Origin of the sequence: Amycolatopsis pithecellobii (genome assembly GCF_009707865.1) — a bacterium.
Lineage (GTDB): Bacteria > Actinomycetota > Actinomycetes > Mycobacteriales > Pseudonocardiaceae > Amycolatopsis_E > Amycolatopsis_E pithecellobii.
Genome location: NZ_WMBA01000008.1, coordinates 148,654 through 172,673, shown reverse-complemented (window position 1 = coordinate 172,673; position 24,020 = coordinate 148,654). Strand labels below are relative to the sequence as shown.

At 68.9% G+C, this 24,020-nt stretch carries 28 protein-coding genes; 15 read left to right on the top strand and 13 right to left on the bottom strand.

Annotated features, from left to right (window positions below):
• Positions 1-112: 112 nt before the first annotated feature.
• The 3 genes from GKO32_RS08385 to ppgK form a co-directional block, all read right to left on the bottom strand.
• Positions 113-292 carry a DUF7455 domain-containing protein gene (locus tag GKO32_RS08385; RefSeq protein ID WP_154756203.1) on the bottom strand — a complete coding sequence of 60 codons (180 nt, stop codon included), beginning with the start codon at positions 290-292 and terminating at the stop codon, positions 113-115.
• Positions 293-948: 656 nt separating this feature from the next.
• The gene (locus GKO32_RS08380; protein ID WP_312867668.1) at positions 949-2,337 is read right to left on the bottom strand and encodes an RNA polymerase sigma factor; all 1,389 of its coding nucleotides are present in this window, start codon (positions 2,335-2,337) and stop codon (positions 949-951) included.
• Positions 2,338-2,524: 187 nt separating this feature from the next.
• A complete protein-coding gene (ppgK, locus tag GKO32_RS08375) occupies positions 2,525-3,286 on the bottom strand; it encodes a polyphosphate--glucose phosphotransferase (protein ID WP_154756201.1) in 762 nt (253 codons plus the stop codon).
• A gap of 72 nt (positions 3,287-3,358) precedes the next feature.
• Between ppgK and GKO32_RS08370 the strand changes: the two genes are divergently transcribed.
• Entirely contained in the window at positions 3,359-4,165 is an 807-nt protein-coding gene (locus tag GKO32_RS08370) for an inositol monophosphatase family protein (RefSeq protein ID WP_312867667.1), read from the top strand.
• An 8-nt stretch (positions 4,166-4,173) separates the two neighbouring features.
• Here GKO32_RS08370 and cei read toward each other — a convergent pair whose 3' ends face one another.
• The gene (gene cei / locus GKO32_RS08365) at positions 4,174-4,851 is read right to left on the bottom strand and encodes an envelope integrity protein Cei (protein WP_312867666.1); all 678 of its coding nucleotides are present in this window, start codon (positions 4,849-4,851) and stop codon (positions 4,174-4,176) included.
• Positions 4,852-5,252: 401 nt separating this feature from the next.
• On the opposite strand from cei, the gene GKO32_RS08360 reads away from it, so the two are divergent.
• Complete coding sequence (locus GKO32_RS08360) at positions 5,253-5,561, top strand: DUF4193 domain-containing protein (RefSeq protein ID WP_154756199.1); 309 nt, start codon at positions 5,253-5,255, stop codon at positions 5,559-5,561.
• Here GKO32_RS08360 and GKO32_RS08355 read toward each other — a convergent pair whose 3' ends face one another.
• On the bottom strand, positions 5,562-6,071 hold the full coding sequence (locus GKO32_RS08355) for a DUF3093 domain-containing protein (protein ID WP_376765934.1): 510 nt from the start codon (positions 6,069-6,071) through the stop codon (positions 5,562-5,564).
• A 24-nt stretch (positions 6,072-6,095) separates the two neighbouring features.
• Between GKO32_RS08355 and dut the strand changes: the two genes are divergently transcribed.
• The 4 genes from dut to GKO32_RS08335 are packed head-to-tail and all read left to right on the top strand — an operon-like array spanning position 6,096 to position 7,952.
• Positions 6,096-6,578 carry a dUTP diphosphatase gene (dut, locus tag GKO32_RS08350; protein ID WP_166459425.1) on the top strand — a complete coding sequence of 161 codons (483 nt, stop codon included), beginning with the start codon at positions 6,096-6,098 and terminating at the stop codon, positions 6,576-6,578.
• Positions 6,578-7,255 carry a DUF3710 domain-containing protein gene (locus GKO32_RS08345; RefSeq protein WP_312867665.1) on the top strand — a complete coding sequence of 226 codons (678 nt, stop codon included), beginning with the start codon at positions 6,578-6,580 and terminating at the stop codon, positions 7,253-7,255. Before dut ends, GKO32_RS08345 begins: the two co-directional genes overlap by 1 nt.
• Before the next feature lie 20 nt (positions 7,256-7,275).
• A complete protein-coding gene (locus GKO32_RS08340) occupies positions 7,276-7,533 on the top strand; it encodes a hypothetical protein (protein WP_154756198.1) in 258 nt (85 codons plus the stop codon).
• Complete coding sequence (locus GKO32_RS08335; RefSeq protein WP_154756197.1) at positions 7,533-7,952, top strand: TA system VapC family ribonuclease toxin; 420 nt, start codon at positions 7,533-7,535, stop codon at positions 7,950-7,952. Before GKO32_RS08340 ends, GKO32_RS08335 begins: the two co-directional genes overlap by 1 nt.
• On the opposite strand, the gene GKO32_RS08330 is transcribed toward GKO32_RS08335, so the two are convergent.
• On the bottom strand, positions 7,919-8,644 hold the full coding sequence (locus GKO32_RS08330) for an alpha/beta fold hydrolase (RefSeq protein WP_312867664.1): 726 nt from the start codon (positions 8,642-8,644) through the stop codon (positions 7,919-7,921). The genes GKO32_RS08335 and GKO32_RS08330 overlap by 34 nt on opposite strands.
• A 115-nt stretch (positions 8,645-8,759) precedes the next feature.
• On the opposite strand from GKO32_RS08330, the gene GKO32_RS08325 reads away from it, so the two are divergent.
• The 3 genes from GKO32_RS08325 to GKO32_RS08315 are packed head-to-tail and all read left to right on the top strand — an operon-like array spanning position 8,760 to position 10,423.
• Positions 8,760-9,137: an OB-fold nucleic acid binding domain-containing protein gene (locus tag GKO32_RS08325; protein ID WP_154756195.1), complete on the top strand. Its 378-nt coding sequence runs from the start codon at positions 8,760-8,762 to the stop codon at positions 9,135-9,137.
• 15 nt (positions 9,138-9,152) lie between these two features.
• Complete coding sequence (locus tag GKO32_RS08320; protein WP_312867663.1) at positions 9,153-9,860, top strand: DUF3159 domain-containing protein; 708 nt, start codon at positions 9,153-9,155, stop codon at positions 9,858-9,860.
• 41 nt (positions 9,861-9,901) lie between these two features.
• Positions 9,902-10,423, top strand: coding sequence for a pyridoxamine 5'-phosphate oxidase family protein (locus GKO32_RS08315; protein WP_154756194.1), 522 nt, complete (start codon positions 9,902-9,904; stop codon positions 10,421-10,423).
• On the opposite strand, the gene GKO32_RS08310 is transcribed toward GKO32_RS08315, so the two are convergent.
• Together GKO32_RS08310 and GKO32_RS08305 are read right to left on the bottom strand one after the other, a co-directional pair.
• Positions 10,420-11,076 (bottom strand): potassium channel family protein, encoded by a 657-nt coding sequence (locus tag GKO32_RS08310; RefSeq protein ID WP_154756193.1) that lies wholly within the window; start codon positions 11,074-11,076, stop codon positions 10,420-10,422. The genes GKO32_RS08315 and GKO32_RS08310 overlap by 4 nt on opposite strands.
• 73 nt (positions 11,077-11,149) lie before the next feature.
• A complete protein-coding gene (locus GKO32_RS08305) occupies positions 11,150-11,815 on the bottom strand; it encodes a potassium channel family protein (protein ID WP_312867662.1) in 666 nt (221 codons plus the stop codon).
• Between the two features lie 147 nt (positions 11,816-11,962).
• Here GKO32_RS08305 and GKO32_RS08300 point away from each other — a divergent pair, with 147 nt between their 5' ends.
• The 3 genes from GKO32_RS08300 to dxs all read left to right on the top strand — a co-directional run bounded on the left by GKO32_RS08300 (position 11,963) and on the right by dxs (position 17,265).
• The gene (locus tag GKO32_RS08300) at positions 11,963-13,966 is read left to right on the top strand and encodes an APC family permease (RefSeq protein WP_312867661.1); all 2,004 of its coding nucleotides are present in this window, start codon (positions 11,963-11,965) and stop codon (positions 13,964-13,966) included.
• Complete coding sequence (locus GKO32_RS08295) at positions 13,963-15,144, top strand: class I SAM-dependent RNA methyltransferase (RefSeq protein ID WP_312867660.1); 1,182 nt, start codon at positions 13,963-13,965, stop codon at positions 15,142-15,144. Before GKO32_RS08300 ends, GKO32_RS08295 begins: the two co-directional genes overlap by 4 nt.
• 222 nt (positions 15,145-15,366) lie before the next feature.
• Positions 15,367-17,265, top strand: a complete 1,899-nt coding sequence (gene dxs / locus GKO32_RS08290; RefSeq protein ID WP_312867659.1) for a 1-deoxy-D-xylulose-5-phosphate synthase — start codon at positions 15,367-15,369, stop codon at positions 17,263-17,265.
• A gap of 71 nt (positions 17,266-17,336) precedes the next feature.
• On the opposite strand, the gene GKO32_RS08285 is transcribed toward dxs, so the two are convergent.
• From GKO32_RS08285 to GKO32_RS08265, 5 genes are read right to left on the bottom strand one after another with little or no spacing between them, the layout of a single operon-like run.
• On the bottom strand, positions 17,337-18,611 hold the full coding sequence (locus GKO32_RS08285; protein WP_154756192.1) for an NAD(P)/FAD-dependent oxidoreductase: 1,275 nt from the start codon (positions 18,609-18,611) through the stop codon (positions 17,337-17,339).
• Complete coding sequence (locus GKO32_RS08280; RefSeq protein WP_154756191.1) at positions 18,604-18,831, bottom strand: ferredoxin; 228 nt, start codon at positions 18,829-18,831, stop codon at positions 18,604-18,606. The genes GKO32_RS08285 and GKO32_RS08280 overlap by 8 nt, the downstream gene beginning before the upstream one ends.
• Positions 18,828-19,442: a ferric reductase-like transmembrane domain-containing protein gene (locus tag GKO32_RS08275; RefSeq protein WP_154756190.1), complete on the bottom strand. Its 615-nt coding sequence runs from the start codon at positions 19,440-19,442 to the stop codon at positions 18,828-18,830. The genes GKO32_RS08280 and GKO32_RS08275 overlap by 4 nt, the downstream gene beginning before the upstream one ends.
• A gap of 15 nt (positions 19,443-19,457) precedes the next feature.
• The gene (locus GKO32_RS08270; protein ID WP_154756189.1) at positions 19,458-20,231 is read right to left on the bottom strand and encodes a DUF4142 domain-containing protein; all 774 of its coding nucleotides are present in this window, start codon (positions 20,229-20,231) and stop codon (positions 19,458-19,460) included.
• Complete coding sequence (locus GKO32_RS08265; protein WP_154756188.1) at positions 20,215-20,751, bottom strand: hypothetical protein; 537 nt, start codon at positions 20,749-20,751, stop codon at positions 20,215-20,217. Before GKO32_RS08265 ends, GKO32_RS08270 begins: the two co-directional genes overlap by 17 nt.
• A gap of 243 nt (positions 20,752-20,994) precedes the next feature.
• On the opposite strand from GKO32_RS08265, the gene GKO32_RS08260 reads away from it, so the two are divergent.
• From GKO32_RS08260 to GKO32_RS08250, 3 genes are all read left to right on the top strand, one after another.
• Positions 20,995-21,543, top strand: coding sequence for a sigma-70 family RNA polymerase sigma factor (locus GKO32_RS08260; protein ID WP_312867657.1), 549 nt, complete (start codon positions 20,995-20,997; stop codon positions 21,541-21,543).
• 7 nt (positions 21,544-21,550) lie between these two features.
• Positions 21,551-22,264 (top strand): zf-HC2 domain-containing protein, encoded by a 714-nt coding sequence (locus tag GKO32_RS08255; protein ID WP_154756186.1) that lies wholly within the window; start codon positions 21,551-21,553, stop codon positions 22,262-22,264.
• 185 nt (positions 22,265-22,449) lie between these two features.
• The gene (locus tag GKO32_RS08250) at positions 22,450-23,982 is read left to right on the top strand and encodes a DUF1996 domain-containing protein (protein WP_154756185.1); all 1,533 of its coding nucleotides are present in this window, start codon (positions 22,450-22,452) and stop codon (positions 23,980-23,982) included.
• Positions 23,983-24,020 lie beyond the last annotated feature (38 nt).

Here is a 24,020-nt window from a genome sequence, read left to right as displayed (position 1 = left end):
GGGGCTTGCCCCCGGGGCGGGGTTGGGGGGCTCCGCCCCCCAAAAAACACTCGGAACAAGAAAGGCGAGCGCTCTCCGCGAGCGCTCGCCTTCCAGCTTGTGAAGTCGGAAACTACTTCTGGATCTCGGCTGCCATTTCCTTGAGCTTCCCCTCGTATTCGCGAGCGTGGTGACCGCAGAAGAGCAGCTCACCACCGGAGGCGAGAATCGCTCGTACCTGTGCTGCGGCGCCGCACCGGTCACACCGGTCGGCAGCGGTCAATTCGGGGCGGGCGAGCGTCGGCGATGTCATGGGAGTCTCCCTCCGTCCCGGCACCGGTTGCCCGATGCCATCGATCCAGCGCGATCACTTCGGAACTACTGCCGGTGCGGGGATCGCGCCGGCTCCGCCGTGTTCGTTCCTTCCACTCTTGCAGACGCTGGGAATGGTGCAAGTGTTCCCGGCTCGGTGGGACACGTGTCACGTGGAATTACCCCGGATGCCGTAGTGCCGGTCCCGCGATGCAGGACGGCGAAACCTCGGGGAAACGTCCAGACCAGCGCATTCATCCAGGTCAGGATGCTTTGGACGCCTTGCGATCGTGGTTTGCAATCCCCGCCGCGGGTGGCTTTCCCGGCGCCGCTTGTTCGTTCTCGGCGAACGCCCGGAGGCGGAATCCGCGCTCATTTGGGCACTTGCGGACGTGAGGCACTTCACTGTAGGGCCGGGCGCCCGGCACGCATGGTGCCGGCCTGACTACGCCATCCGGGTGCAACAGTGCCCAATGTGGACAGTGGGGAGTGACCAAGCAGTCACGGAAGCCACGTCCGACAGTGGCGTGATGGGCACAATGGACACTCCAATGTGGAGCAACGCGTGGGTGTAAGCGCTTCCCGCCGTCGGCACGGCCGGAAACACCGAGGGGGCCGTCACGAAAACCGTGACGGCCCCCTCGCGGGAAAGCGTTCTCAGTCCAGGTAGTCGCGCAACACCTGAGAGCGCGACGGGTGCCGCAGCTTGGACATCGTCTTCGACTCGATCTGGCGGATCCGCTCCCGGGTCACGCCGTAGACCTGGCCGATCTCGTCCAGGGTGCGGGGCTGGCCGTCGGTGAGACCGAAACGCAGCCGCACCACGCCGGCCTCGCGCTCGGACAGCGTCTGCAGTACCGACTGCAGCTGGTCCTGCAGCAACGTGAACGAGACCGCGTCCACGGCTACAACCGCTTCACTGTCCTCGATGAAGTCACCGAGCTGCGAGTCGCCCTCGTCGCCAATGGTCTGGTCCAGTGAGATGGGCTCGCGGGCGTACTGCTGGATCTCCAGCACCTTCTCCGGCGAGATGTCCATCTCCTTGGCCAGCTCCTCCGGGGTGGGCTCGCGCCCGAGATCCTGGAGCAGCTCGCGCTGGATCCGGCCGAGCTTGTTGATCACCTCGACCATGTGCACCGGGATGCGGATGGTGCGCGCCTGGTCGGCCATGGCGCGGGTGATCGCCTGCCGGATCCACCACGTGGCATACGTGGAGAACTTGTAACCCTTGGTGTAGTCGAACTTCTCGACCGCGCGGATCAGACCGAGGTTGCCCTCCTGGATGAGGTCCAGGAACGCCATCCCGCGGCCGGTGTAGCGCTTGGCGAGCGAGACGACCAGCCGGAGGTTCGCCTCGAGCAGGTGGTTCTTGGCGCGCTCACCGTCCCGCACGATCCACTTGAGATCGCGGCGCATCTGGGTGGCGAGCTTCTCGCCCTCATCCTCGGCGACGCGGACGCGCTCGGCGGCGTAGAGCCCGGCCTCGATCCGCTTGGCGAGCTCCACCTCCTCCTCGGCGTTCAGCAGCGCGACCTTGCCGATCTGCTTCAAGTAGGCACGCACGGAGTCGGCCGAGGCGGTGAGCTCGGCGTCCTTGCGGGCCTGCCGCAGCGCCTCGGACTCTTCCTCGTCCCAGACGAAGTCGGGATCGTTCGAGGACTTGGGACCGGCGTGCTTGGTGCGCTCGGCACGCGGGGTCGCAGGCTCCTCCTCCTCGGACTCGCCGTCTTCCTCGGTGACCGTCGCGTCCACGACGTCCACCTCGACCTCTTCCAGATCGGCGAGATCAGCCTCGAGGTCGACGTCCTCGATCTCCTCGTCGGCGCCAGGGCCGTCCGGCTCGCTCCCGTCCTCCCCCTTGGACGCGGCCTTCCGCGTGCGGGTCTTGGCCGGGCCCTTCTTCGCCGGGGTCTTGGCGGCGGTCTTGCGTGCGGCCGGCTTCTTGGCGGCGGCGCCTGCCTGCTCGGTGGCGGCCTCGTCGCCTGCGTCGGGTTCCGCGCTTGTCGTCTTCGTGCCGCTTCGAGTAGCGGTTTTTGCGGGTGCCACGTACGCCCTTTCGCAGCGGTCGATCACGGCGAGCCCGGACCGGGGTCCCGGCTGCCTCAGATTCGGGGAACGCCCCGCGGCCTGCGGTTTTGTCTCCGCGACCGTGGGCCGTGTTCCATTGTAACGACGATACGCGCAAAGGTTGCGGGCCGATCATCGACGGGCCGGGTCCGCGGCGCGGCGCAGCTCAGTGTTCGATGCCCTCCACGGCCGCGGCGGCGGCACCCACGATGCCCGCGTTGTTCTGCAACGATGCGACCAGGATCTTGGTCCGGACCTCGAGCAGCGGCACCCACTTCTCGGACTTCTTGCTGACCCCGCCGCCCACAATGAACAGATCCGGCCAGATCAGGTTTTCGAGCACGGTCAGGTAACGACTTACCCGCTTGGCCCAGTGGTGATACGACAGGCCTTCGTTGTCCTTCACCGAGGCGGCGGCACGCTTCTCCGCGTCGTGCCCGTCGACCTCGACGTGACCGAACTCGGTGTTGGGGACGAGCTTGCCGTCCTGGAAGACGGCGCTGCCGATGCCGGTGCCGAAGGTGAGCAGGGTTGTCACGCCGTGGCGGGCGGACGGGTCACCGAAACGGATCTCGGCCATGCCGGCGGCATCGGCGTCGTTCAGCATCGCGATGTTCTCGACCGGTCGGCCGAGCACATCGGCGAACAACGCGTCCGCGTCGGTGCCGATCCACTGGGGATCGATGTTCGCCGCGGTGTGCGCGACGCCTTTCTTGATCACCGCGGGCAGTGTGATGCCGACCGGGCCGTCCCATCCGAAGTGGCGCACGACCTTCGCCACCACCTCGGCGACGGCCTTCGGCGTCGCGGGCTGTGGGGTGTCGATCCGGAGGCGGTCGCCAATGAGCGCGCCCTTTTCCAGGTCGACAAGGGCGCCCTTGATTCCGCTGCCACCGATGTCGATTCCGAAACCTCGGGTCGCCGGCATTGGCGTGATCCCTTCCTGCTCGATTCAGAAGCCTGTCCACGAGACTTTATCCGGGTGTGGTCACATGGTGATGTGGGAGCCTTCGAGTCCGAACTAGCCACTGCCGTCCAGGTTGCCGAAGAGGCGGCCGATCTGGTGCGCCGCGCCCGTGAAGCCATGCTGGCAGGCGAATCGGTGCAGGTCGACACCAAGACGACCGATACCGACGTGGTGACTGCCGTGGATCGTGCGGCGGAGCGGCTGATCCGGGAGCGGCTGGCGCGGCTGCGCCCCGCTGATCAGGTGCTCGGTGAGGAGGAGGGCGGCGCCGCCGGTGACGGGGTCACGTGGGTGGTCGACCCGATCGACGGCACGGTCAATTTCCTTTACGGCTTACCGGGTTTCGCGGTTTCCGTGGCCGCGGAGATCGACGGTGTTTCGGTCGCGGGCGCGGTTGTCGAACCGGCGAGTGGCCGGTCCTGGACGGCGGCGCGCGGGCAGGGCGCGTGGCTTGACGGGCGGCCACTGCGCGTCTCGTCGCCGGAACGGCTCGACCTGACGCTCGTCGGTACCGGATTCGCCTACGACGCCGGCCGCCGGGCGCGGCAGGCCGCGGTGGTCGCGGAACTCGTGCCGAGGGTGCGCGACATCCGGCGGGCCGGCGCGTCGTCGCTCGACCTGTGCGCGGTCGCGGCCGGCTGGCTCGACGCCTATGTCGAGCACGGCCTGCACCGCTGGGACTGGGCCGCGGGCGCGCTGATCGCCGCCGAGGCCGGCGCACACGTGGCGCTACCGGGGGAAGATCTCCCGCTGGGCGCCGACGCGACGTTCGTCGCCACCCCGTCGATCGCGGCGTCCCTGCGGGCCACGCTCATCGACTGCGGAATCGGCGAGGTGTGAGCCCGCCGTCAGCAAACGACGTTGCGGGCGCCGGAAAGCAATGCCGGGTCCAGTACCGGGCCGGGACCCGCGGACTGCTCGTTGCCGCCGTCGGGATGCTGCGCCGACCACTGCTGCAGCTGCTGCAGGATCTGGCGGGCCTGCGGGGTGGGCCGCAGGTCGCCGAAGCCGGCGGCCGTCGACACGTCGACCGACGCGTCCGCGCGGGTGTCCTTGACCAGTTCCAGGCACGGCAGCACGAGGCTCAGTGTGCGGGCCGCGGAACGCCCGTTGTCACCGAAGCGCAACTGGCCCTGGCATTTCGCGTCCTGGTTCGGGTACGCCGGATCGTTGTCCGGCGGGGCGATCTGCGCGAAACCGAGCTCCCGCAAGCCTTCCGTGGTGATGGCACCCTGGCCACGCGCCTGGCTCGCGTTGAGTACCTGCACCGCGATCTTGTCCGGCGGGATGGGCGCGATGTCGTCGAGCGCGGTGTGGGTGAGCGAGCTGTAGGTCAGCCCCTGGGCGGGCGTGGGCGGCGGTGTGCACCGCAGTGCCGTGTCGATGTCGGCCTTGTCCGTGATCGCGCGGACCCACACGACCATCGCGACGAGCCCGAGTATCGCGATGACGATGAGTGCCGGAAGCGGACGGCGTCTGCGGTAGCCCCGTTTTTTGCGGTTGCCGAAACCGATCCCCGACGCCACCTGCCCGATCCCTTCCCGACTGCCCTGCCGTCCCCCTGCATCAGGACCTTCGTTCCTGATCAGCCTAAGCGTTACAGTGCACCACTGTCGCCGCCCCCGTTCGAGGGGGCCATTGTGTCCCTCGACCTGGCCCTGTGAGGCAAGCTTCTCGCCCTGTTGAGTGACGTGCGCAGACGTTTGTCTAACACGTTGCGAGTCCGGGTATGTGGTGAGCTACCCTCTGCGGGCTCCGGCCGTAGCCGAGGGTCTGGGATAACGCTAGCCCAAGAGAGACCTGCCTCACTACGAGCCCGGGCACAAACAGGGGCGCTGGAACGTTGTCCAGCGGCACGAAGGGCTCACGAGGCGCCATCGTGGGGCCCTTCAGAAATCGAGAAAGCTGATCGCAGGGGTGAGGGACAATGGCGACCGACTATGACGCTCCGCGCCGCAGCGAAGCCGACGAGCTGGCCGAAGACTCGTTGGAGGAGCTGAAAGCGCGGCGCAACGAGAACCAGTCCGGCGTCGTGGACGTGGACGAGGACGCGACCGCGGAGAACTTCGAACTACCGGGGGCGGACCTTTCCGGGCTCTCCGGCGAGGATCTGACCGTCAAGGTTGTGCCCAAACAGGCCGACGAGTTCACATGTTCGGTGTGTTTCCTTGTGCACCACCGCAGCCGGCTGGCCGAGGAACGCGGCGGCCAGATGATCTGCCGCGACTGTGCCTGATCACGGGGCGGCCGGGCTATTGCGCAATAGCTCGGCCACCGTTTCGGGCTTACGTGTACTGAAAACCCAGTAGGGCGTGGGGTCTTCGGGATCCGTCAGATGGACTCGCACGATCGGGCCGACCCAGCCGCGGTGCAGGACGAACGCCGCCGGGTCGAGCTCGGGCCCCAGCGCCTTGCGCTTGCCCTCCTTGCCGACGACTTCGACTTCACCGACGAACTCGAGCGGCAGATTTGCCTTGCCTGCCAACAGGTGCCGGTCGGTGACGGCGACCCTGGACCGGCTCAGCGTGAGCAGCCACGCCGCCATCAGCGGCACCAGGATCAGATAGGGCAGCCACGCCCGCACACCCGGGTACCCCATATGGATCTCCGCGGCCAGCAGCCCGGCCGCGAGCAACGGCAGCGGCCAGCCCCACCACGGCACGTAAAGCCGCTCGCTGTAACGTTTCCGGTCCGTCTGCCCGGCGCGCTCCACTTGTGCACCGGCCGCGCTTGCGCTGTCACCCACGCGTTCAGGGTAGTCTCGCCGCCCGTGTCCACCGTGCAGGTCCTGCTCACCCGCGTCGATCCGGGTGTGCCGCTTCCCAGTTATGCGCGTCCCGGCGATGCCGGGGCCGATCTCGTGACCACCCAAGACGTCGTGCTGCCCCCTGGCGAGCGGATCGTCGTCGGCACCGGTATCGCGATCGCCTTACCCGATGGCTACGCCGGTTTCGTGCATCCGCGGTCGGGACTGGCGGCGCGTGCCGGGCTGTCGGTCGTGAACACGCCGGGAACCATCGACTCCGGCTATCGGGGCGAGATCCGGGTGTGCCTGATCAACCACGACCCGCGCGAACCGCTCACGCTGTCGCGGGGCGACCGGATCGCGCAGCTGGTCGTGCAGCGTGTCGAGACCGCCGAGTTCGTGGAAGTCGCCGAACTGGCGGCGTCCGAGCGCGGGGCCGGTGGTTACGGATCCACCGGCGGGCATGCCACGCTGAACAGCGTGCCTGGGGAAGGAGCGAGGAAGTAGTGGCCATTTTCGGACGCAGGCGGCGGCAGCCGGAGCCCGAGCAGCCGCGAGGCCGGCATGCCCTGCCCGAACCGGACGAGTTCGACGAGCCCAGCGAATACGACGAGTACGAGGCGCCGCGGCCGGTCGTCGTCGACGGACCGTTCGACGAGGCCGACGCGCCCGAGGACGAGGTGCCGCGGATCGATCTGGGTTCGGTGCGCGTGCCGGTGCCCGACGGCGCGCAGGTCCAGGTCGAGATGGACCCGGCAGCCGGTGGCGTGCGCGCGGTGCACGTCGTCACCCCGCAGGGCCAGATCACGGTGAGCGCCTACGCCGCGCCGCGGTCCGGCGGGCTGTGGGAGGAGGTCGGCACCGAGCTGACCGAGCAACTGCGCAAGGACGGGGCCCGGGTGTCGCCGGGCCAGGGCGAGTGGGGTTTCGAGCTGTCCGCGCTGATCGGGGATGTCGCGCTGCGGTTCGTCGGCGTGGACGGGCCGCGCTGGATGCTGCGCGGGGTGATCGCCGGCCCGCAGTCGGCGTCCGCCGAGGCGCCCGGGGTGCTGCGCGACATCGTCCGCGGCACGATCGTCGTCCGCGGCGACGCTCCGATGCCGGTGCGCTCGCCACTGCCCATCACGCTGCCCGACGCCGTCGCCCAGCACATCGCGCAACAGCAGGAGGCACAGCAGGCGTGAGCATGCGCTAATATGCTTTTATGCGCACCACGGTTGAACTGCCGGAAGACCTCCTCCGGGCCGCCAAGTCGGAGGCGGCCTCCCGTGGGGAAAGCCTCAAGGACTTTCTTGCTCGTGCGGTCACGCACGAGCTCGGCAACCTTGCGCCGGCCGGGCAGCGAACCCGCGTGCGTCTGCCGCTGGTCGGCAGCACCAGGCCGGGCAAGGTCGAGCTGACCAACGCCGGTATCGAGGCGATCTTCGCGGCCGAGGATGCCGAGAAACACGGCAGTCGCTGATGCTGCTGGATGTCGGCGTCTGGCTGGCCGCGGTCTGGGCCGGACATGCTCATCATCCACGGGTATCCCGTTGGTTCGAGGAGCAGACCGGCGATCTCCGACTGTGCCGGGTCGTGGAGATGGGTTTACTGCGGCTCCTGTCCAACCCGGCTGTCATGGGCGATGACGTGCTCACCCGGGCGGACGCCTGGCAGGTCATCGACCAGCTCAGGTTCGACGATCGCGTGCGGTGGGCAGGGGAACCAACACAGCTGGAGCAGGCTTGGCGCGCGATGTCGGCGCGCGACGACAACAGCCACAAGCTCTGGACTGACGATTACCTCGCCGCGTTCGCGCAGGCCGCCGGGCTCGCCCTGGTGACGCTGGATACCGGCTTCGCGCGTCGTTACCGATCCATCACCGTCAATACCGTGCGCTGAGCCAGCGCACGCACCGCGGCGCGGCCCAGTGACGCGGGGTCGGCGCCCAGTGCCGTCAGTGTCGTCTCGGTGATCGCCGCGCGGGGCATGGCGGACGCCCACTCCCGCGCGGCCGCCAGCGGATGCACCGGGTCGTCGGTGCAGGCCGCGATCCCGGCCGGAACGTCGAGCGCACGCAGCTCGGCGAGGGTCGGCGCCGGATGGTCCGCGGCTACCCGCAGGCTCGCGGCGAGGCCGTCGCCATGACGGCGCCAGGCCCGGGTCAGTTCGGCCGCGAGCCACGGCGGGACCCCGGCCACCGACAACGCCAGCGCCTTCTCGAGGCCTTGGGACTCGACCAGGTCCGCCGACGCCTTCGCCGCGCGCGAGGCCGGTGCGTTGCCCGGCTTGCCATGCCAGGCGGGCAACGCGAGCAGAAGCCCGGCGCACCGGTCCGGGTTCCGCACCGCCCATTCGGCCGCGAGATGAGCTCCGAAGGAGACCCCGCCGGCCAGCACGGGGCCGTCCGCGGACAGCTCGTCGAGCAAAGTGAGGAAGCCCACGGCGAGCTTTTCGCCGGCGGGCGGGCGCGGCGTCACCGCCTCCACGCCGATGTCGGCCAGCGGAGCTGCGAAAACGGCGCGCACGAACACCTCGTCCGAGCCGGTGCCCGGTAGCAGGACCGCGCGAGGTCGCGAGATAGCCGACGTCACGTTGCGATCTTGCCGCAAACCGGTTTCCCTTGCCTGGAACCGAAGATGACCACCTAACGTTTAACCGTGTACGGGCCGTTCCAGTCGGGGGCCCCGGACAACAGGAGCACCGCTTATGTCCGCCAAAGAGGGCGGCTATTTCAGCCGGTTGGTTCGTAAGCTGACCAGTGACGTCGACGAGCTCGACGCGGACGATCTCTCCGAAAAATCCGAGGCGGTCGGGGCGCAGCGTGCCTGCGACTGCCGTTCGGGCGAGGAAGTGACCGTGCTCGGAAGACTCCGCAGCGTCGAGCTGTGCCCCGACGACGAGGCCGCCACCCTACGGGCTGAGTTGTTCGACGGAACCGCGGGCGTGACGCTAGTGTGGCTCGGACGGCGCCGGATCCCGGGCATCGAGCCGGGCAGGACGATCAAGGTGAGCGGCCGGATGGCCGAGCGTGACGGCCAGAAGGTGCTGTACAACCCGTTCTACGAACTGCAGACGACATCCTGAGTTGGTACCCGAATCGTGACTGAACCCGCCGGCGCCGAAGACAAGACTCCGGACAAGCCGGAACCCACCATGCTCGAGCAGATGGGCGGGGTGTCCGGGCTTCTCTACTCCTCGGCGCCGATCGCGGTGTTCGTGTTGGTCAACGCCTTCTTCGGGCTGCAGGCCGGAATCTGGAGCGCGGTCGGCAGCGCGGTGGCGATCACCGTGCTGCGCGTCGTGCGCAAGGAGCCGTTGCAGCCGGCGATCTCCGGGTTCTTCGGGGTGGCCATCGCCGCGTTCATCGCCTACCGCACGGGTTCGGCCAAGGGGTTCTTCCTGTTCGGCATCTGGGCGAGCCTGGTGTACTGCGGGGTGTTCGTCGTGTCCATCCTGCTGCGCTGGCCGCTCGTCGGCGTCATCTGGAACGCGGTCAACGCCGCGGGCACAGCGTGGCGCAAGGACAAGCCGTCCCGCCTCGGCTACGACGTGGCGACGCTCGTGATGGCCGCGTTGTTCGGTGCCCGGTTCGTCGTGCAGCGCTGGCTCTACGACTCCGATCAGACGGGCTGGCTGGCGTTCGCGAAGATCGCGATGGGGTACCCGCTGTACGCGCTGGCGCTGCTCGTGGTCGTCTGGGCGGTGCGCCGCTCGGACAAGCGCCTCAAGGCGCTGCACGAGGCCGATGTCGCCGACGAGGCCAAGACCGAGGCCGCACTCCGGCTCAAGTACGGCGAGCAGGCGTAGCGGGCCGATGACTTTCCGGTGGCCCGGCGGTCTGTCCTGGCATGACCGATTTGACGCCCGCCGAATCCAAGAACCTCGACCGTTACGGCTCTCCTGAGCTGGAGTGGAGTCGTGCCCGCGCCGCGCTCGCGGGGGAACCGACGCCCGAGATCACTTACTTCCTCGGCACCGCGCGGCCGGACGGCACCCCGCACGCGGCCGGGGTCGGCGCCCAGTGGCTCGACGGCGATTTCTACTTCACCAGCAGCCCGGCGGCACGCAAGGCGCGTGATCTGGCCGTCAACCCCGTCTGCACGATCTCCGTCCGGCTGCCCGGGATCGACATGGTGCTCGACGGGTCGGCGGCCAGGGTGACCGAGCCGGACGTCATCGAACGGGTCGCGGCCGGCTACCGCGAGGGTGGCTGGCCCGCCGAAGTCCAGGGGGACGCGCTGACCGCCCCGTACAACGCGCCGAGCGCCGGAGCGCCGCCGTGGCAGGTGTACCGCTTCACCTTCCATACCGCGATCGGCGTCGCGACCGAGGAACCGTACGGTGCCACCCGCTGGCGGTTCGACCGTTAGTAGCCCAGTGCTCGGCGGACCTCGGGTTCGACTTCCGCGTTCGCGACGAACAGGAGCTCGTCGCCTGGCTCGAGGGGGTCTTCCGGCTGCGGCACGATGACCCGCTCGCCGCGCAGGATGGTCACCAGTGCGGCGTCGCGGGGGAGCGCGATCTCGCTGACCGGCCGGCCCGCCAGCGGCGTCTCCTGCGGCAGCGTGAGCTCCACGAGGTTCGCCTGGCTCTGCCGGAACGTCATCAACCGCACGAGGTCGCCGACGCTCACGGCTTCTTCGACCATCGCCGCCAGCATGCGCGGCGTCGACACCGCGACGTCCACGCCCCACGCGTCGGTGAACAGCCACTCGTTCGCCGGGTCGTTCACCCGCGCCACGACGCGCCGTACCGCGAACTCGGTCTTCGCCAGCAACGCGACGACGACGTTGACCTTGTCGTCCCCGGTCGCGGCGATCACGACATCGCAACGCTCGATCCCGGACTCCTCCAGTGTCGAGACCTCGCACGCGTCACCGAGAACCCAGTCGGCCTGCTCGACGGTCTCCGGTTCGAAATGACCCGGCGACCGCTCGATCAGCATCACCTGATGGCCGCCGTCGATGAGCTCATGGGCGATGGAGCGCCCCACGGCACCCGCGCCGGCGATCGCGATCCTCATCAGCCCTCCTCGGTGTTTTGCGGGGCGCCCGCGCCCGGTCGGGCTCGATGCGTGGCTGCGCGATTTTCACGCATCAGCCCTCCTCCTCCGGAGCCCTGGCCGCGACGCTTGTGACATCGCTGACCGTGCCGGAGCGCGCGGCCACATAAACCAGATCATCGGCCTGCAGCACGGTTTTCTCGTCCGGCAGCACCGGCGTACCGAACCGCATGATGAATGCCACCCGCGCGCCGGTGGCCTCCTGGAGCTCGCGGACGCTGCGCCCGACCCAGCCCTCGTGCAGCGGCAGTTGCAGCACGGCCATGTTGCCCGTCGGGTCCCGCCACGCCGACGCCACGCCTTCTGGCAGGAGCGTGCGCAGGAACCGGTCGGTGGTCCACGGGACCGTCGCGACCGTGGGGATGCCGAGCCGTTCGTAGACCGCGGCGCGCTTCGGGTCGTAGATGCGCGCCACCACGTGCTGGATGCCGAACGTCTCCCGCGCGACCCGCGCGGAGATGATGTTCGAGTTGTCCCCGCTGGAGACCGCCGCGAAGGCGCCGGCTCTTTCGATCCCGGCCTCGACGAGCACCTCACGGTCGAACCCGTTCCCGACGATCTGCCGGCCGTGGAAGTCAGGGCCGAGGCGCCGGAACGACTCCTGCGCCTTGTCGATCACCGCGACATCGTGGCCGAGACGCTCCAGCGCCGCGGCCAAGGACGCGCCCACCCGGCCGCATCCCATGATCACCACGTGCACCCGCTTGCCTCCTGTGCGTAGCCCGAACGGCGGTTCCCCGCGTTACGCCAGCGCAGAACCTACCCTGTATCTCCTCCCGGCTAGTCCCGCCCGTCACCCAACCGCCACCCCTCATCGACGCGCTAGGCGCCACAGTAGGCTCCAAGCGTGCCGAAGTTCGCGACCGTGGCAAAAAGGCTGCTTCTTGGCCGTCCGTTCCGCAGCGACCGGCTGTCCCATACGCTGCTGCCCAAGCGCATCGCGCTGCCCATTTTCGCCTCGGACGCGCTCTCCAGCGTCGCCTACGCGCCCGAGGAGATCTTCCTGACACTGAGTGTCGCGGGCCTGTCGGCCTACGCGCTCGCGCCGTGGATCGGGGTCGCGGTTGCGCTGGTCATGCTGGTCGTGGTGGCGTCCTACCGGCAGAACGTGCACGCCTACCCCAGCGGCGGCGGCGATTACGAGGTCGCCACCACGAATCTCGGGCGCAGATTCGGGCTCACCGTCGCCAGCGCCCTGCTCGTGGACTACGTGCTCACGGTGGCCGTGTCGACGTCCTCGGGCGTGGCGAACATCGGCTCCGCCATCCCGTTCGTAGCCCAGCACAAGGTCGTGTTCGCGATCACGATCGTGGCCGTGCTGACCGCGCTGAACCTGCGCGGCGTGCGTGAATCGGGCAAAGCCTTCGCGATCCCGACCTACGGCTTCATCATCGGCATCCTGTTGATGGTGCTGTGGGGCCTGATCGAAGCCGTGACCGGGACGCCGCTGCACGCCGAGAGCTCCGGGTTCAGCCTCCACGAGGAGAGCTCGCTCGCCGGGTTCGCGTTCGTCTTCCTGATCCTGCGGTCGTTCTCCTCCGGCGCGGCGGCGCTGACCGGGGTCGAGGCGATCAGCAACGGTGTCCCGGCGTTCCGCAAGCCGAAGTCGAAGAACGCGGCCACGACGCTGCTGATGATGGGTGTGCTCGCGGTGAGCATGCTGATCGGGATCATCGCGCTGGCGATCATCACCGGCGTCAAGTTCGCCGACGATCCGCAGACCCAGCTCATCGGCGCCCCCGCCGGCTACCAGCAGAAGACGATCGTCACGCAGATCGCGGAGGCGGTGTTCCAGGGTTTCCCGCCGGGTTTCTACTACATTTCCTTCGCCACCGGGGTCATCCTGCTGCTGGCCGCGAACACGGCGTTCAACGGTTTCCCGGTGCTCGGGTCGATCCTGGCGCAGGACCGTTTCCTGCCGCGGCAGTTGCACACGCGTGGCGACCGGCTCGCCTACTCCAACGGCATCCTGTTCCTCGCCGCGTTCGCGCTGGTGCTGATCATCGCGTTCGACGCCGAGGTGACCCGGCTGATCCAGCTGTACATCGTGGGTGTGTTCGTGTCGTTCACGGTCAGCCAGGCCGGCATGATCCGGCACTGGAACCGGTTGCTGGCAAGGGAAACGGACCCGGCCGTGCGGCGGCGGATGCGCCGGTCGCAGACGGTCAACGCGATCGGCCTGGTGTGCACGGGCACGGTGCTGGTGATCGTGCTGATCACCAAGTTCCTGCTCGGCGCGTGGATCGCGATCGCCGCGATGGTCGTGATCTTCGTGCTGATGACGGGTATCCGCAGGCACTACGACCGCGTCGCCCAGGAACTGTCCGAAGTGGACGGCTACCGGCCGGATGTGCTGCCCTCGCGCAACCACGCGATCGTGCTGGTCTCGAAGATGCACCTGCCCACGTTGCGGGCGCTGGCGTACGCGAAGGCATTCCGGCCGGATGTGCTGGAAGCCGTGACGGTCAACGTCGACGACGAGGAGACCCGCGCGCTGACCCTGGAGTGGGAACAGCACGGTTTCAAGGTGCCGCTCAAGGTGCTGGAATCGCCCTACCGTGAGATCACCAAGCCGGTCGTGGACTACGTCAAGCGGGTGCGCGGGGACAATCCGCGCAATGTGGTCACCGTCTTCATCCCGGAGTACGTGGTCGGGCGCTGGTGGGAGCAGGTGCTGCACAACCAGAGTGCGTTGCGGCTCAAGGGAAGGCTGCTGTTCCAGCCAGGGGTGGTCGTGGCGAGCGTGCCGTGGCAGCTCGCCTCGTCGCAGGCCGCGGCGCGCAGGCTGACCAGGGCACGGCCGGTCGCCGGTGACGTGCGGCGTGGTCTGTACCAGTCGGAGCGAAAGTGAACTGGCTCGGCCGCACGCTCGAGGCCGAGGTCGGCCCCGTCGCACACGGCGGGCATTGTGTGTCGCGTGTGGACGGTCGCGTGGTGTTCGTCCGGCATGCGCTGCCCGGTGAGGTGGTGCTGGCCGAGGTCACCGAGGACAAGGGTGGTTCGTACTGCCGGGCGGACGCGGTGAAGGTGCTCGAGCCGGCACCGGAACGGGTCGAGCCGCCGTGCCCGGTCGCCGCGGAGTGTGGCGGTTGTGACTGGCAGCACGCGACGCATGACTTCCAGCGCGAGCTCAAGTCGCGGGTGGTCGCCGAGCAGCTCTCGCGCCTGGCCGGCATCGAGTGGCCGGTCACGGTGGAAGCCTTGCCGGGTGGTCCGCTCGGCTGGCGCAGCCGGGTCCGGCTGATCGCAGGGAAGGACGGCCGGGCGGGGCTGCGGGCGCACCACAGCCACCGGGTGGTGCCGCTCGACGGGTGCCCGATCGCTGTGCCCGGCGCGCTCGATGCGGTGCTGTCGCGGCGATGGCGGCCGGACACCGAGGTCGAGGTGACCGCCGACGGTGACGGGCGGACGCACGTGCGTGAGCTGAGCGTCGTGCGGGGCAAGCGGCGCGCCAGGCAGCTCGCCGGCGGGACCGCGGTACAGAATGCCGCCGGGCGTGACTGGAAGTTCGACGCGCACGGGTTCTGGCAGGTGCATCCGGCCGCGGCCGGCATGTTCGCGCAGGTCGTGGGGGAGTGGGCGGGCGCGTCGAGTGACGCGCTGGTGTGGGATCTCTACGCGGGGGTCGGCCTGTTCGCGTCGGTGCTGGCCGGGCAGGTCGGGCCGGGTGGCGAGGTGGTGGCGATCGAGTCGGGGCGGCGCGCGGTCGCCGATGGCGAGGTCGCGCTGGCCGACCTGCCGCAGCTGAGCTGGCGGTGCGGACGGGTCGAGCATGTGCTGCGGGATCTCCCGGGACGGCCCGAGGTGGTGGTGCTCGACCCGCCGCGGTCCGGCGCCGGCCGCGCCGTCGTCGAGTCCATTGTGGAGCGTGCACCGGCGCGGATCGTATATGTGGCTTGCGATCCGGCGGCGCTGGCGCGTGACGTGGCCACATTCACCGGCGGCGGGTACCGGCTCGAGCGGCTGCGGGCGTTCGACGCGTTCCCGATGACGCACCACGTCGAATGCATCGCGCTGCTCAGCCGCTGAACCAGCCGGACGGACCCTCTTTTCACTCTCCCGGCGGCCACCGGTGCCACGCGATCGGCCACAGCGGGTAGTTCCCGGTACTCCTCCGCAGCAGTTATCCCGGCCACGTTCTCACCGTCCGTGAGTGCCGGCGGAGAGTAGGGTGACCCGACCGCCAGTGCGCGGTGGCGTTCCTTCGTACACTGGGCGGACGATCGCAGGATCGAACACGTGAGGTGGAATGTGACGTTGCTTGAGTCTGTGCACGGACCGGCCGACCTCAAGCGCATGGGGCAGGGCCAGTTGGAGCAGCTGGCGGGGGAGATCCGTGAGTTCCTGGTCGACCGGGTGCGGCGCGCGGGCGGGCACCTCGGGCCGAACCTCGGCGTCGTCGAGCTGACGATCGCCCTGCACCGCGTGTTCGACTCCCCCCGTGACGCGATCGTGTTCGACGTCGGGCACCAGAGTTACGTGCACAAGATCGTCACCGGCCGTCGCGAAGGGTTCGACCTGTTGCGCCAGCAGGGCGGGGTGGCCGGTTATCCGATTCGTGCCGAGAGCGAGCACGACTTCGTCGAGAACAGCCACGCCTCCACCGCTTTGTCCTATGTGGACGGTCTGTCGAAGGCGTTCGAACTCGCGGGCGGCCGCAGGCACACGGTCGCCGTCGTCGGTGACGGCGCGCTGACCGGCGGGATGTGCTGGGAGGCGCTCAACAACATCGCCGCCGAGCCGGGCAGGCCGGTGGTGATCGTGGTCAACGACAACGGGCGTTCGTACTCGCCGACGATCGGCGGGTTCGCCGAACATCTCGCGGCATTGCGGTTGCAGCCGGGCTACGAGCGGATGCTCGACGGCGGCCGGGAACTGTTGCTGCACACGCCGGTCGTGGGCCGCACCATCTATGCGGCGCTGCATGCGGCGAAGGCCGGGATCAAGGACGCGCTCAGCCCGCAGATGATGTTCTCCGACCTGGGGCTGAAGTACCTCGGGCCGGTGGACGGGCACGATCTGCAGGCGCTGGAGCGGGCGTTCGTCGCGGCGAAGGCGTTCGGCGGGCCGGTCGTGGTGCACGCGGTCACGGAGAAGGGCCACGGGTACCCGCCGGCGGTCAACCACGAGGCCGACCAGATGCACCAGACCGACCCGATCGACCCGGAGACCGGCCTGCCCAAGCCGAAGGGGCGCAGCTGGACGTCGGTGTTCGCGGACGAGCTGGCCACCATCGGCGCCGAGCGGGAGGACATCGTCGCGATCACCGCGGCGATGCTGCGCTCCACAGGTCTGGAAAAGTTCGCCGAGCGCTTTCCGGACCGCTGGTACGACGTGGGGATCGCCGAGCAGCACGCGGTGACGTCGGCGGCGGGCCTGGCCATGGGCGGGCTGCACCCGGTGGTCGCGGTGTACTCGACGTTCCTCAACCGTGCGTTCGACCAGCTGCTGATGGACGTGGCACTGCACCGGCAGCCGGTGACGCTGGTGCTGGACCGCGCCGGTATCACCGGGCCGGACGGGCCGAGCCATCACGGGATGTGGGATCTGTCGCTGCTGGGCATGGTGCCGGGTATCCGGGTCGCCGCCCCGCGGGACGCCGAGACGCTGCGCGAAGAACTCCGCGAAGCGGTGGCGGTGTCCGACGGGCCGACCGCGCTGCGGTTCTCGAAGGGCAGCGTCGTCGAGTCGGTCCCGGCGATCGAGCGACGTGGCGTGGTGGACATCCTGCACAAGCCGGCCGATGAGGCGGATGTGCTGCTGGTCGCGGTCGGCGCGTTCGCCCGGCTGGGCTTGGCGGCGGCGGAACGGCTGGCGGACCAGGGGATCGGCGTGACGGTCGTGGACCCGCGCTGGGTGGTGCCGGCGCCGGGGGAGCTGGTGGCGCTGGCGAAGGCGCACCGGCTCGTGGTGACGGTCGAAGACAGCGGCAGGCACGGCGGGTTCGGCTCGGCACTGGCGGCCCTGCTCCGGGACGCCGAATGCGACGTGCCGCTGCGGGATCTGGGGGTACCGCAGGAGTTCCACGTGCACGGCTCGCGCGAGGAGGTACTGGCGCGCGTGGGCCTGACCGCCCAGGACGTCGCACGCCGGGTGACCGAATGGGCCGCGAACCTGGTCCCCGACCCGCAGCCCGAACCCGCCGACTGACGGGCCCGGGCTGCCGGTCGGACTCGCGGGCCGAGGGGCCGGCGCCCGCGAGTCCGGAGCACAGGCGCCGCTCAGACGCCTTGTTCCACGCGGAGCCATTCTTCGTCGGAGAACACCATGTCCTCCGACAGCGCCGGCAACGCCTCGGTCTCCAGTGACGGCGCCGGTTGGGGGGTGTACTCGGGCACCGGCAGGCGACGTTCCAGTTCGGCGGTCCATCGCAGCATCGCGCGCGGCTTGTCCCAGCTCGCCGCGCCGACCAGTTGGCCGCTGCGCAGGAACCCGGTCACGCCGTCGTCCAGCCGCACCGTGTCCTCGCCCAGTGCGGGCATGCCGGCCATCTGCAGCCGGTGCTCGTAGATGCTCGACCACGCCCGCGGCAGCGGCGTGAACGGCTTCGCCAGGTGCCGTCCCGCCATCAGGTTCTCCGCCGCCGCGCGGGCCGACTCGACCGCGTTGATCCAGTGCTCGACCCGCCGTGGTGTCTCGTCGAAGCGCAGGTTGGGCCAGCGCGCCGCGTCACCGGCGACCACCACGTCGTCGGCGCCCTCGGCGAACAGCGTCGCCTCGCACAGCACGCCGTCGGAGATGTCCAGGCCGGAACCGCGCAGCCAGTCCACCGCGGGCACGCTGCCGATCGCCAGCACCACACAGCTCGCCACCACCAGCTTGTTGTTCGTCAAGTGCAGCCCGAACGCGTCCTTCGTGCTGATCCAGTGCCGCACCTCCGAGTTCATCGCCAGGCCCGCCCGGTGCTTCTCGTGCGTCTCCGTCACCGCCTCCGCGACCCGGGGGCCGAACCGGTACAGCGGCGCCTTGGCGTGACCCACCAGCGTCACGTCCCGGCCCAGCGTGCGCATGCTCGCCGCGAACTCGCAGCCGATCAGTCCGCTGCCGATCACCACCGCCGGTTTGCTGCTCGCGGTCAGCGCCCGCCGCAACGACATCGCGTCCTCGACCGTGCGCAGCACCCGCACCCGCGGGTCGTGCCGCGGCGCGCCGGCCAGATGCCGTGGCACCACGCCGGTAGCGATGATCAGCCCGTCGTACCAGAGATCTTCCTTGCCGGGCAGGTGCACGACCCGCTGTTTCGTGTCCAGGTGCGTGGCGCGGGTGCCCAGCCGCCAGTGCGCGTCCAAGTCCACATAGGACTTGAGGTCCACGTCGATCGGCCGCACCTGGCCGGTCACCAGCTGTTTCGACACCATCGGCCGGTGATACGGCTTGCGGCGTTCGTCACCGACGATCACGATCTCGCCGTCGAAACCGAGTTCCCGCAGGCGTTCGGCCGAGCGCAGGCCCGCCACCCCGGCGCCGACGATGACGATCCGGTCTCCATCACTCATCGCTCATCCCTCTCAACACGATGGCCTGCATCGGGCAGCAGCGCGCCGCCGCGGCCGCCTGGGCGAAATCGGCGTCCTCGAGCTGCCTGCGGTAGCGCAACCGGCCGTCCCGGTCGAGCTGGAACAGCGCCGGCGCCTCCCACACGCAGATGCCGTAGACCTCGCAACGGTCGTTGTCCACACTGATGCGCGGGCCGCGGAAACGGTCGAGCGTCTTCATACGAGCTCCTCCACGAGGCCGATCCGTTCCAGGGCGCGCGACGGCAGGAACCGCAGCACCGACAGCGTCACCACCGGCACCAGCAGGGTGATCCCGGCCAGCCACAGCACCGCGAGATGCCCGTTGGCGATCGCGCCGAAGAACGAATGCACCGCCAGCAACGGGATCGCCAGGTACGCCAGGCGGTGCAGCCACAGCCAGCGCCGGTAGGCGATGAACCGGTGCATGCCCGCGGTGATCGCGATCGCGATCATCAGCTCGAGGCCGATGATGCCGAACGCGTGCCGGGCCAGCCCGCTGGGCAGGAACGGCACCGTCAGCCTGGCGATGGAGAACGCGCCGACGGAAAGGAAGTAGAACGCCGCCGCGTGCACGACGCCGAACGCGAGGGTCAGCGTCGCCAGCACCATGTGCCCACCGCGCAACGCTTTCCGGCCGGTGAGGTTACGGACCCAGCCGGTCGCGGTCAGCACACCCCAGCACAGGGTGAGGCACATGAACACATAGGCGATACGGGCGGACATCTGCGCCACGCCGCGCAACCCGGCATCCGTCGATTGCTGAGCCATGGGCATGAGTGCCCACGCCCAGCCGTCCGCGACGGCGGTCATCGCCGCCTCCCGGAGCTAGCGGACCGGCTCTTTCGCCGGTTCGGGGTCGCGGTCACGTGCATGGTTTTCTCCTGATCGATGTCTTCTTCTCGCCGAATTGCGGATGAGCCACAGCACCAGCAGCGTCGCGCCGCACACCAGCAGACCGAGCGCCACGCTGGTGGCGATGTCCATGGAGCCGAGGTTGAGCGCGGAGGCCGCTGAAGTCGCCGCTGTGGAGCTCACTGTTGGCTGCGGGAGTGCGTTGTAGTCCACCAGCCCGGTGCTCTCCAGCAACGAGATGTGGCGCAGCACCACCTGGTTCGCCGTCGCCGCGAACGCGCGGATGTCGTCGTTGCGCGTGCCGGCCCGCACCTGGGCGATCACGGCGAAGATGACGCCGTGCGCCGCGCGCAGCCGGTTGACGAAGACGCGCTCGAAGTCCGACGTCGTCGTCGCGGCGCGTTCCTCGGCGAGCCAGCTCTGCTGGTCCGCGGTGGCCTGGTCGGGCAGTACGACGCCGTATTTCGCGGCCAGTTGCCGTACCTGCACGTCGAGCCTGCCGTGGTCGACCATGAGGGTCTGGCCGACGTCGCGCACCTGCGGGGTCTGCGCGCGCACGCGGGCCATGTCGCCCGACGGCATTTCCCACAACCCGGCCTGGCGGACCCGGTTGAGCAAATCGCGATCGGAATCGCTCACCGTCGCGATTTGTGCCGAGGCGAATACAGGTACGGCCAATTGGCCTATTACCACCAGGACCAGCAGGACCAATGCGCGCGCGATTCCCCGTTCACAGCCCGAATACATCGGACTGCCCGGGATTCGCGACGGCGGTCACCTTCGTGCCTTGCGGAGTAATGGGAAACCACGCGCCGCCGGTGCCCTGCCCTGCCGTCTCGCCGGGCATGGCGTCCTTGGCGTACCGGTACAGCGGCCAGCCGTGCAAAGTGGCCTGATCGGTGCCGTCCTGCCTGGTCATCGTGCCGACAGCGGATTTGTCGAGACCACGCAGATTCTCGGTCGCGGCGGCCGGGACGGGTTTCCACTGCTGCGCGCAGGCGTCGTTGCAGGTGGACTCCGGCGGGTTGGCGCTGTCCTTGTCGTAGCGGTAGACGGTGAATCCGCCGCCGTCGACGACAATCTGACCGAGGTCGAACGCGCGGACCTCGGCCAACGCCGGCTTGTCACTCGCCGGGCTCATGTCGGCCATCATGCCGCCGCTCGCGGCGGAGGAATACGGTTTCGCCACGTCACAGCCGGTGGTGGCGGCGATCAGCGCCACACCCGCTGCCACCAGCGGAAGCACCGGCCTTGATTTGCCGTGCATCAAAGAAACGTCCTTCCCTGTCGGGGGCCAGGGTAGGTGCTCGCGCATGAAAAGACCTGCATGCGAGCACAGTGAATCCACTGTGGACAATTCTGTCCAAAGTGGAGGGAAACGCTGTCGGGGGTCAGCGTTCTTCGGGGCCTTCGCCGGGGGATACGCGGGCCGGGCTGATGCGGTTCAAAGAATGTGAACAGAATTTTTTGGTACTGGACTACTGCCGAGTTCACCGTAAAGATGTCCGCCGTGGGACGCCACAGTCGATCATTGAGAACCGTTGTCGAGCCAGAGTCCGGCACCGGTCACGAGGAACTTGCCGCCGCGCTGTACCAGGAGTTCGGCAGGCCGTTACTCGCGTTCGTGCTGACCCTGACCGCCGGCGACCGGCAGTGGGCCGAGGACGTCGTGCAGGAGACGCTGATCCGCGCGTGGCGCAACGCCGACAAGCTCGACCGCGAACCGGAGATGCTGCGCGCCTGGCTCTACACCGTGGCGCGCCGCATCGTCATCGACGGCTGGCGCAGCAGGCAGGCGCGCCCGCAGGAGGTCGAGGAGGCCGAGCCGGATTCGGTCGGCGTGCCCGACGAATCCGACCGCACCCTTGCCGCGATGGTGGTGTACGAGGCGCTCGGCAACCTCTCGCCGGAACAGCGGGAAGCCGTGCTGCAGACCTACATCCGTGACCGGACCGTGAACGAGGTGGCGATCTCACTCGGGATTCCGCCCGGTACGGTCAAGTCCCGGATCTACCACGCGGTACGCGCGCTACGGCGGGCCTTACGAGATCGGGGGTGACGCGACGTTGGGAGGGGTCGCGCACACCGACATCGCCGCTTACGTCCTCGGTGTCCTCGACGAGGCCGAGCGGACTCGTTTCGAGGCACACCTGCTCGACTGTCCGCATTGCCAGTTCGATCTCCTCGAGTTCTACGAGCTGCCGGAGATACTGGCCGAGGTCGGCAAGTACTGGCCGGACCCGCCGATCCCGCAGCCGCGGCCGCTCGGCGGGATGTTCGACGAGCTGGCCAGGATCCGGCGCCGCCGCAAGATCCTCACCCGGGTGGCCTGCGCGGTCGCGGTCCTGCTGATCATCGCCGGACCGCTCATCACACTCGCGGTGCTGCCGTCCGGTTCGGCTCCGGTCGCCGAAGCGCCCGCCCCGGTCGTGGCGAGCACGCCGAGTTCCTCGCCGCCCGACCCCGGCACGGCGAGCATGTTCGCCGGAAGCGAGGCCGGCAAATCGTTGCAGGCTCAGGTGATCGTGCAACCGACCGCCTGGGGCTCGAATGTCGATCTCGTGCTGAGCGGGCTCAGCGGCCCCCGCTCCTGCCGGCTGGTCGCCGTGCCGTGGGCCGGGCCGGAACAGACCGTCAGCAACTGGTCGGTGCCCGCGCCCGGCGGCGCGGTGCTGGATCCGCTGCGTATTTCCGGCGGCACCGCGTTGTCCCCGGCCGAGATCGCCCGGTTCGAGGTCCGCACGATGGACGGCGAGCTGCTCGAAACCATCCCTCGCTGACCAGGCGTTATAACGGCAAGATAACGGCCAGGTCGCATTTTGAACTACCTAAGCCTCGCGTCCGTATGACTCAGTGACGGGCCTCGGGGGCCTTCTCCGTCACCACTCTCAATCCCTGCTGTTGCCTTGGTGGCTGCCCCCGTCGCGGGCGCCCCTCGGCGGAAACCGAACGAGGTGAGTACTGCATGGCCCGCACAGACGGCCGACATCGCGTCACCCGCCGGACCAAGATCCTGACCGGCGGTATCGGACTGGTACTGGCGGTGAGTGGCGTCGTCGTCGCGACCACCGTCGGCGACGTCGGACACGCCAGCGCCGACGCCGTCGACAAGTCCTTCTTCGTCGACATCACCACCGTCGCGCCCAACGTGAAAACCCCGCCCGCGAACAGGTTCGCGTCGAAGGGCACGTTCACGGTGGACTGTGGCAAGAACGAGAACGGCCACTTCAACCCCGACAACTTCATCGCACAGCCCGGCATCCGCAACGGCGCCCAGCATCTGCACGACTACGTCGGCAACCTGACCACCAACGCCGACTCGAACAACAAGAGTCTGCTGGCGGGTGGCACCACCTGCAAGAACGGTGACAAGTCCGCCTATTTCTGGCCGGTGGTGCGCATCGACACCGGAGACGAAGAGAAGAGCAACGCACCCGAGCAGCCCGCGGAGGCCGACGTCGACGCCGAGCGTGCCGCCGCCATCCAGGATGCGGTAACTCCGCGGGTGGACTGCCCGGACGTGGCCAGCCAGCTGAACGAGGTACCGGATCAGGCGCAGTCCACAGTGGACACCGAACTGGATACCCTCGATCAGGAAGCCGATGCGGCGAACGCGCAGATGGCCGACGTGCAGGCCGGTGGCGGTGACCCGGCGACCGTACTGAACCCGTTGAAGGACAAGCGAAAGGCAAGCATCGACAAGATCGCCCAGGCCGCCGGAGGACAGCTGGACCAGAGCCAGGACCTGGCCACTTGCGCGGTGAAGGACCAGAACAGCGACGGTATCGACAACGGTGACCAGAACAGCGACGGGCCGGATGTGAAGGCGGCCCAGTCGCAGCGGCGTGGCCGTGGTGGCAAGGGAAACCGGCCGCCGGAGACGACGACCAGTGCGCCCGCACCGTCGACCACCACGTCGGCGAGCGAGCTGCCGGGCCCGGACGAGAACAACGAAGTGGCCGGCAACGACGGCGAGATCCAGCGCCCGGCCACCGTGGCGCTGACCTTCCGCGGCAACCCGGTGACCCGGGTTCGTGCGATGCCGCAGTTCCTGCGGGTGCTTTACGGTGACGCGAAGGAAGGCGCCAACGGCCCGGCGAACGCGCGGGCCAGCTGGACCTGCACCGGGTTCGAGGACCGGCTCACCGAGAAGTACCCGATCTGCCCCGAAGGCAGCAAAGTCGAGCGGATCCACGACTTCCCGAGCTGCTGGGACGGCAAGAACATCGACAGCGCCAACCATCGCACGCATATCGTGTTCCCCGACGCGAACGGCCGGTGCAAGCAGGGATTCGTTGCGGTGCCCCAACTCCGGGTCACCCTGACCTACGACATCCCGCGTGCCGTCCAGACCGCCGGACAGTACAAAGTGGACTCGTTCCCCGAGGAACACCACAATCCACTGTCCGATCACGACGACTTCGCCAACGTGATGTCGCAGCGCATCATGTGGCGCCTGGTCAACTGCGTGAATTCGGGCCGGACCTGTAACGAGTGAACCGGCGCCGGCGCGGCCCGGAAAACCCGGAAACGGGC

Bases quoted from the DNA above. Each gene is read 5' to 3' on its own strand.
- GKO32_RS08385 (WP_154756203.1), bottom strand. From the start codon at position 292: ATGACATCGCCGACGCTCGCCCGCCCCGAATTGACCGCTGCCGACCGG.
- ppgK (WP_154756201.1), bottom strand. From the start codon at position 3,286: ATGCCGGCGACCCGAGGTTTCGGAATCGACATCGGTGGCAGCGGAATC.
- GKO32_RS08360 (WP_154756199.1), top strand. From the start codon at position 5,253: ATGGCGACCGACTATGACGCTCCGCGCCGCAGCGAAGCCGACGAGCTG.
- GKO32_RS08340 (WP_154756198.1), top strand. From the start codon at position 7,276: ATGCGCACCACGGTTGAACTGCCGGAAGACCTCCTCCGGGCCGCCAAG.
- GKO32_RS08335 (WP_154756197.1), top strand. From the start codon at position 7,533: ATGCTGCTGGATGTCGGCGTCTGGCTGGCCGCGGTCTGGGCCGGACAT.
- GKO32_RS08325 (WP_154756195.1), top strand. From the start codon at position 8,760: ATGTCCGCCAAAGAGGGCGGCTATTTCAGCCGGTTGGTTCGTAAGCTG.
- GKO32_RS08315 (WP_154756194.1), top strand. From the start codon at position 9,902: ATGACCGATTTGACGCCCGCCGAATCCAAGAACCTCGACCGTTACGGC.
- GKO32_RS08310 (WP_154756193.1), bottom strand. From the start codon at position 11,076: ATGAGGATCGCGATCGCCGGCGCGGGTGCCGTGGGGCGCTCCATCGCC.
- GKO32_RS08285 (WP_154756192.1), bottom strand. From the start codon at position 18,611: ATGAGTGATGGAGACCGGATCGTCATCGTCGGCGCCGGGGTGGCGGGC.
- GKO32_RS08280 (WP_154756191.1), bottom strand. From the start codon at position 18,831: ATGAAGACGCTCGACCGTTTCCGCGGCCCGCGCATCAGTGTGGACAAC.
- GKO32_RS08275 (WP_154756190.1), bottom strand. From the start codon at position 19,442: ATGACCGCCGTCGCGGACGGCTGGGCGTGGGCACTCATGCCCATGGCT.
- GKO32_RS08270 (WP_154756189.1), bottom strand. From the start codon at position 20,231: ATGTATTCGGGCTGTGAACGGGGAATCGCGCGCGCATTGGTCCTGCTG.
- GKO32_RS08265 (WP_154756188.1), bottom strand. From the start codon at position 20,751: ATGCACGGCAAATCAAGGCCGGTGCTTCCGCTGGTGGCAGCGGGTGTG.
- GKO32_RS08250 (WP_154756185.1), top strand. From the start codon at position 22,450: ATGGCCCGCACAGACGGCCGACATCGCGTCACCCGCCGGACCAAGATC.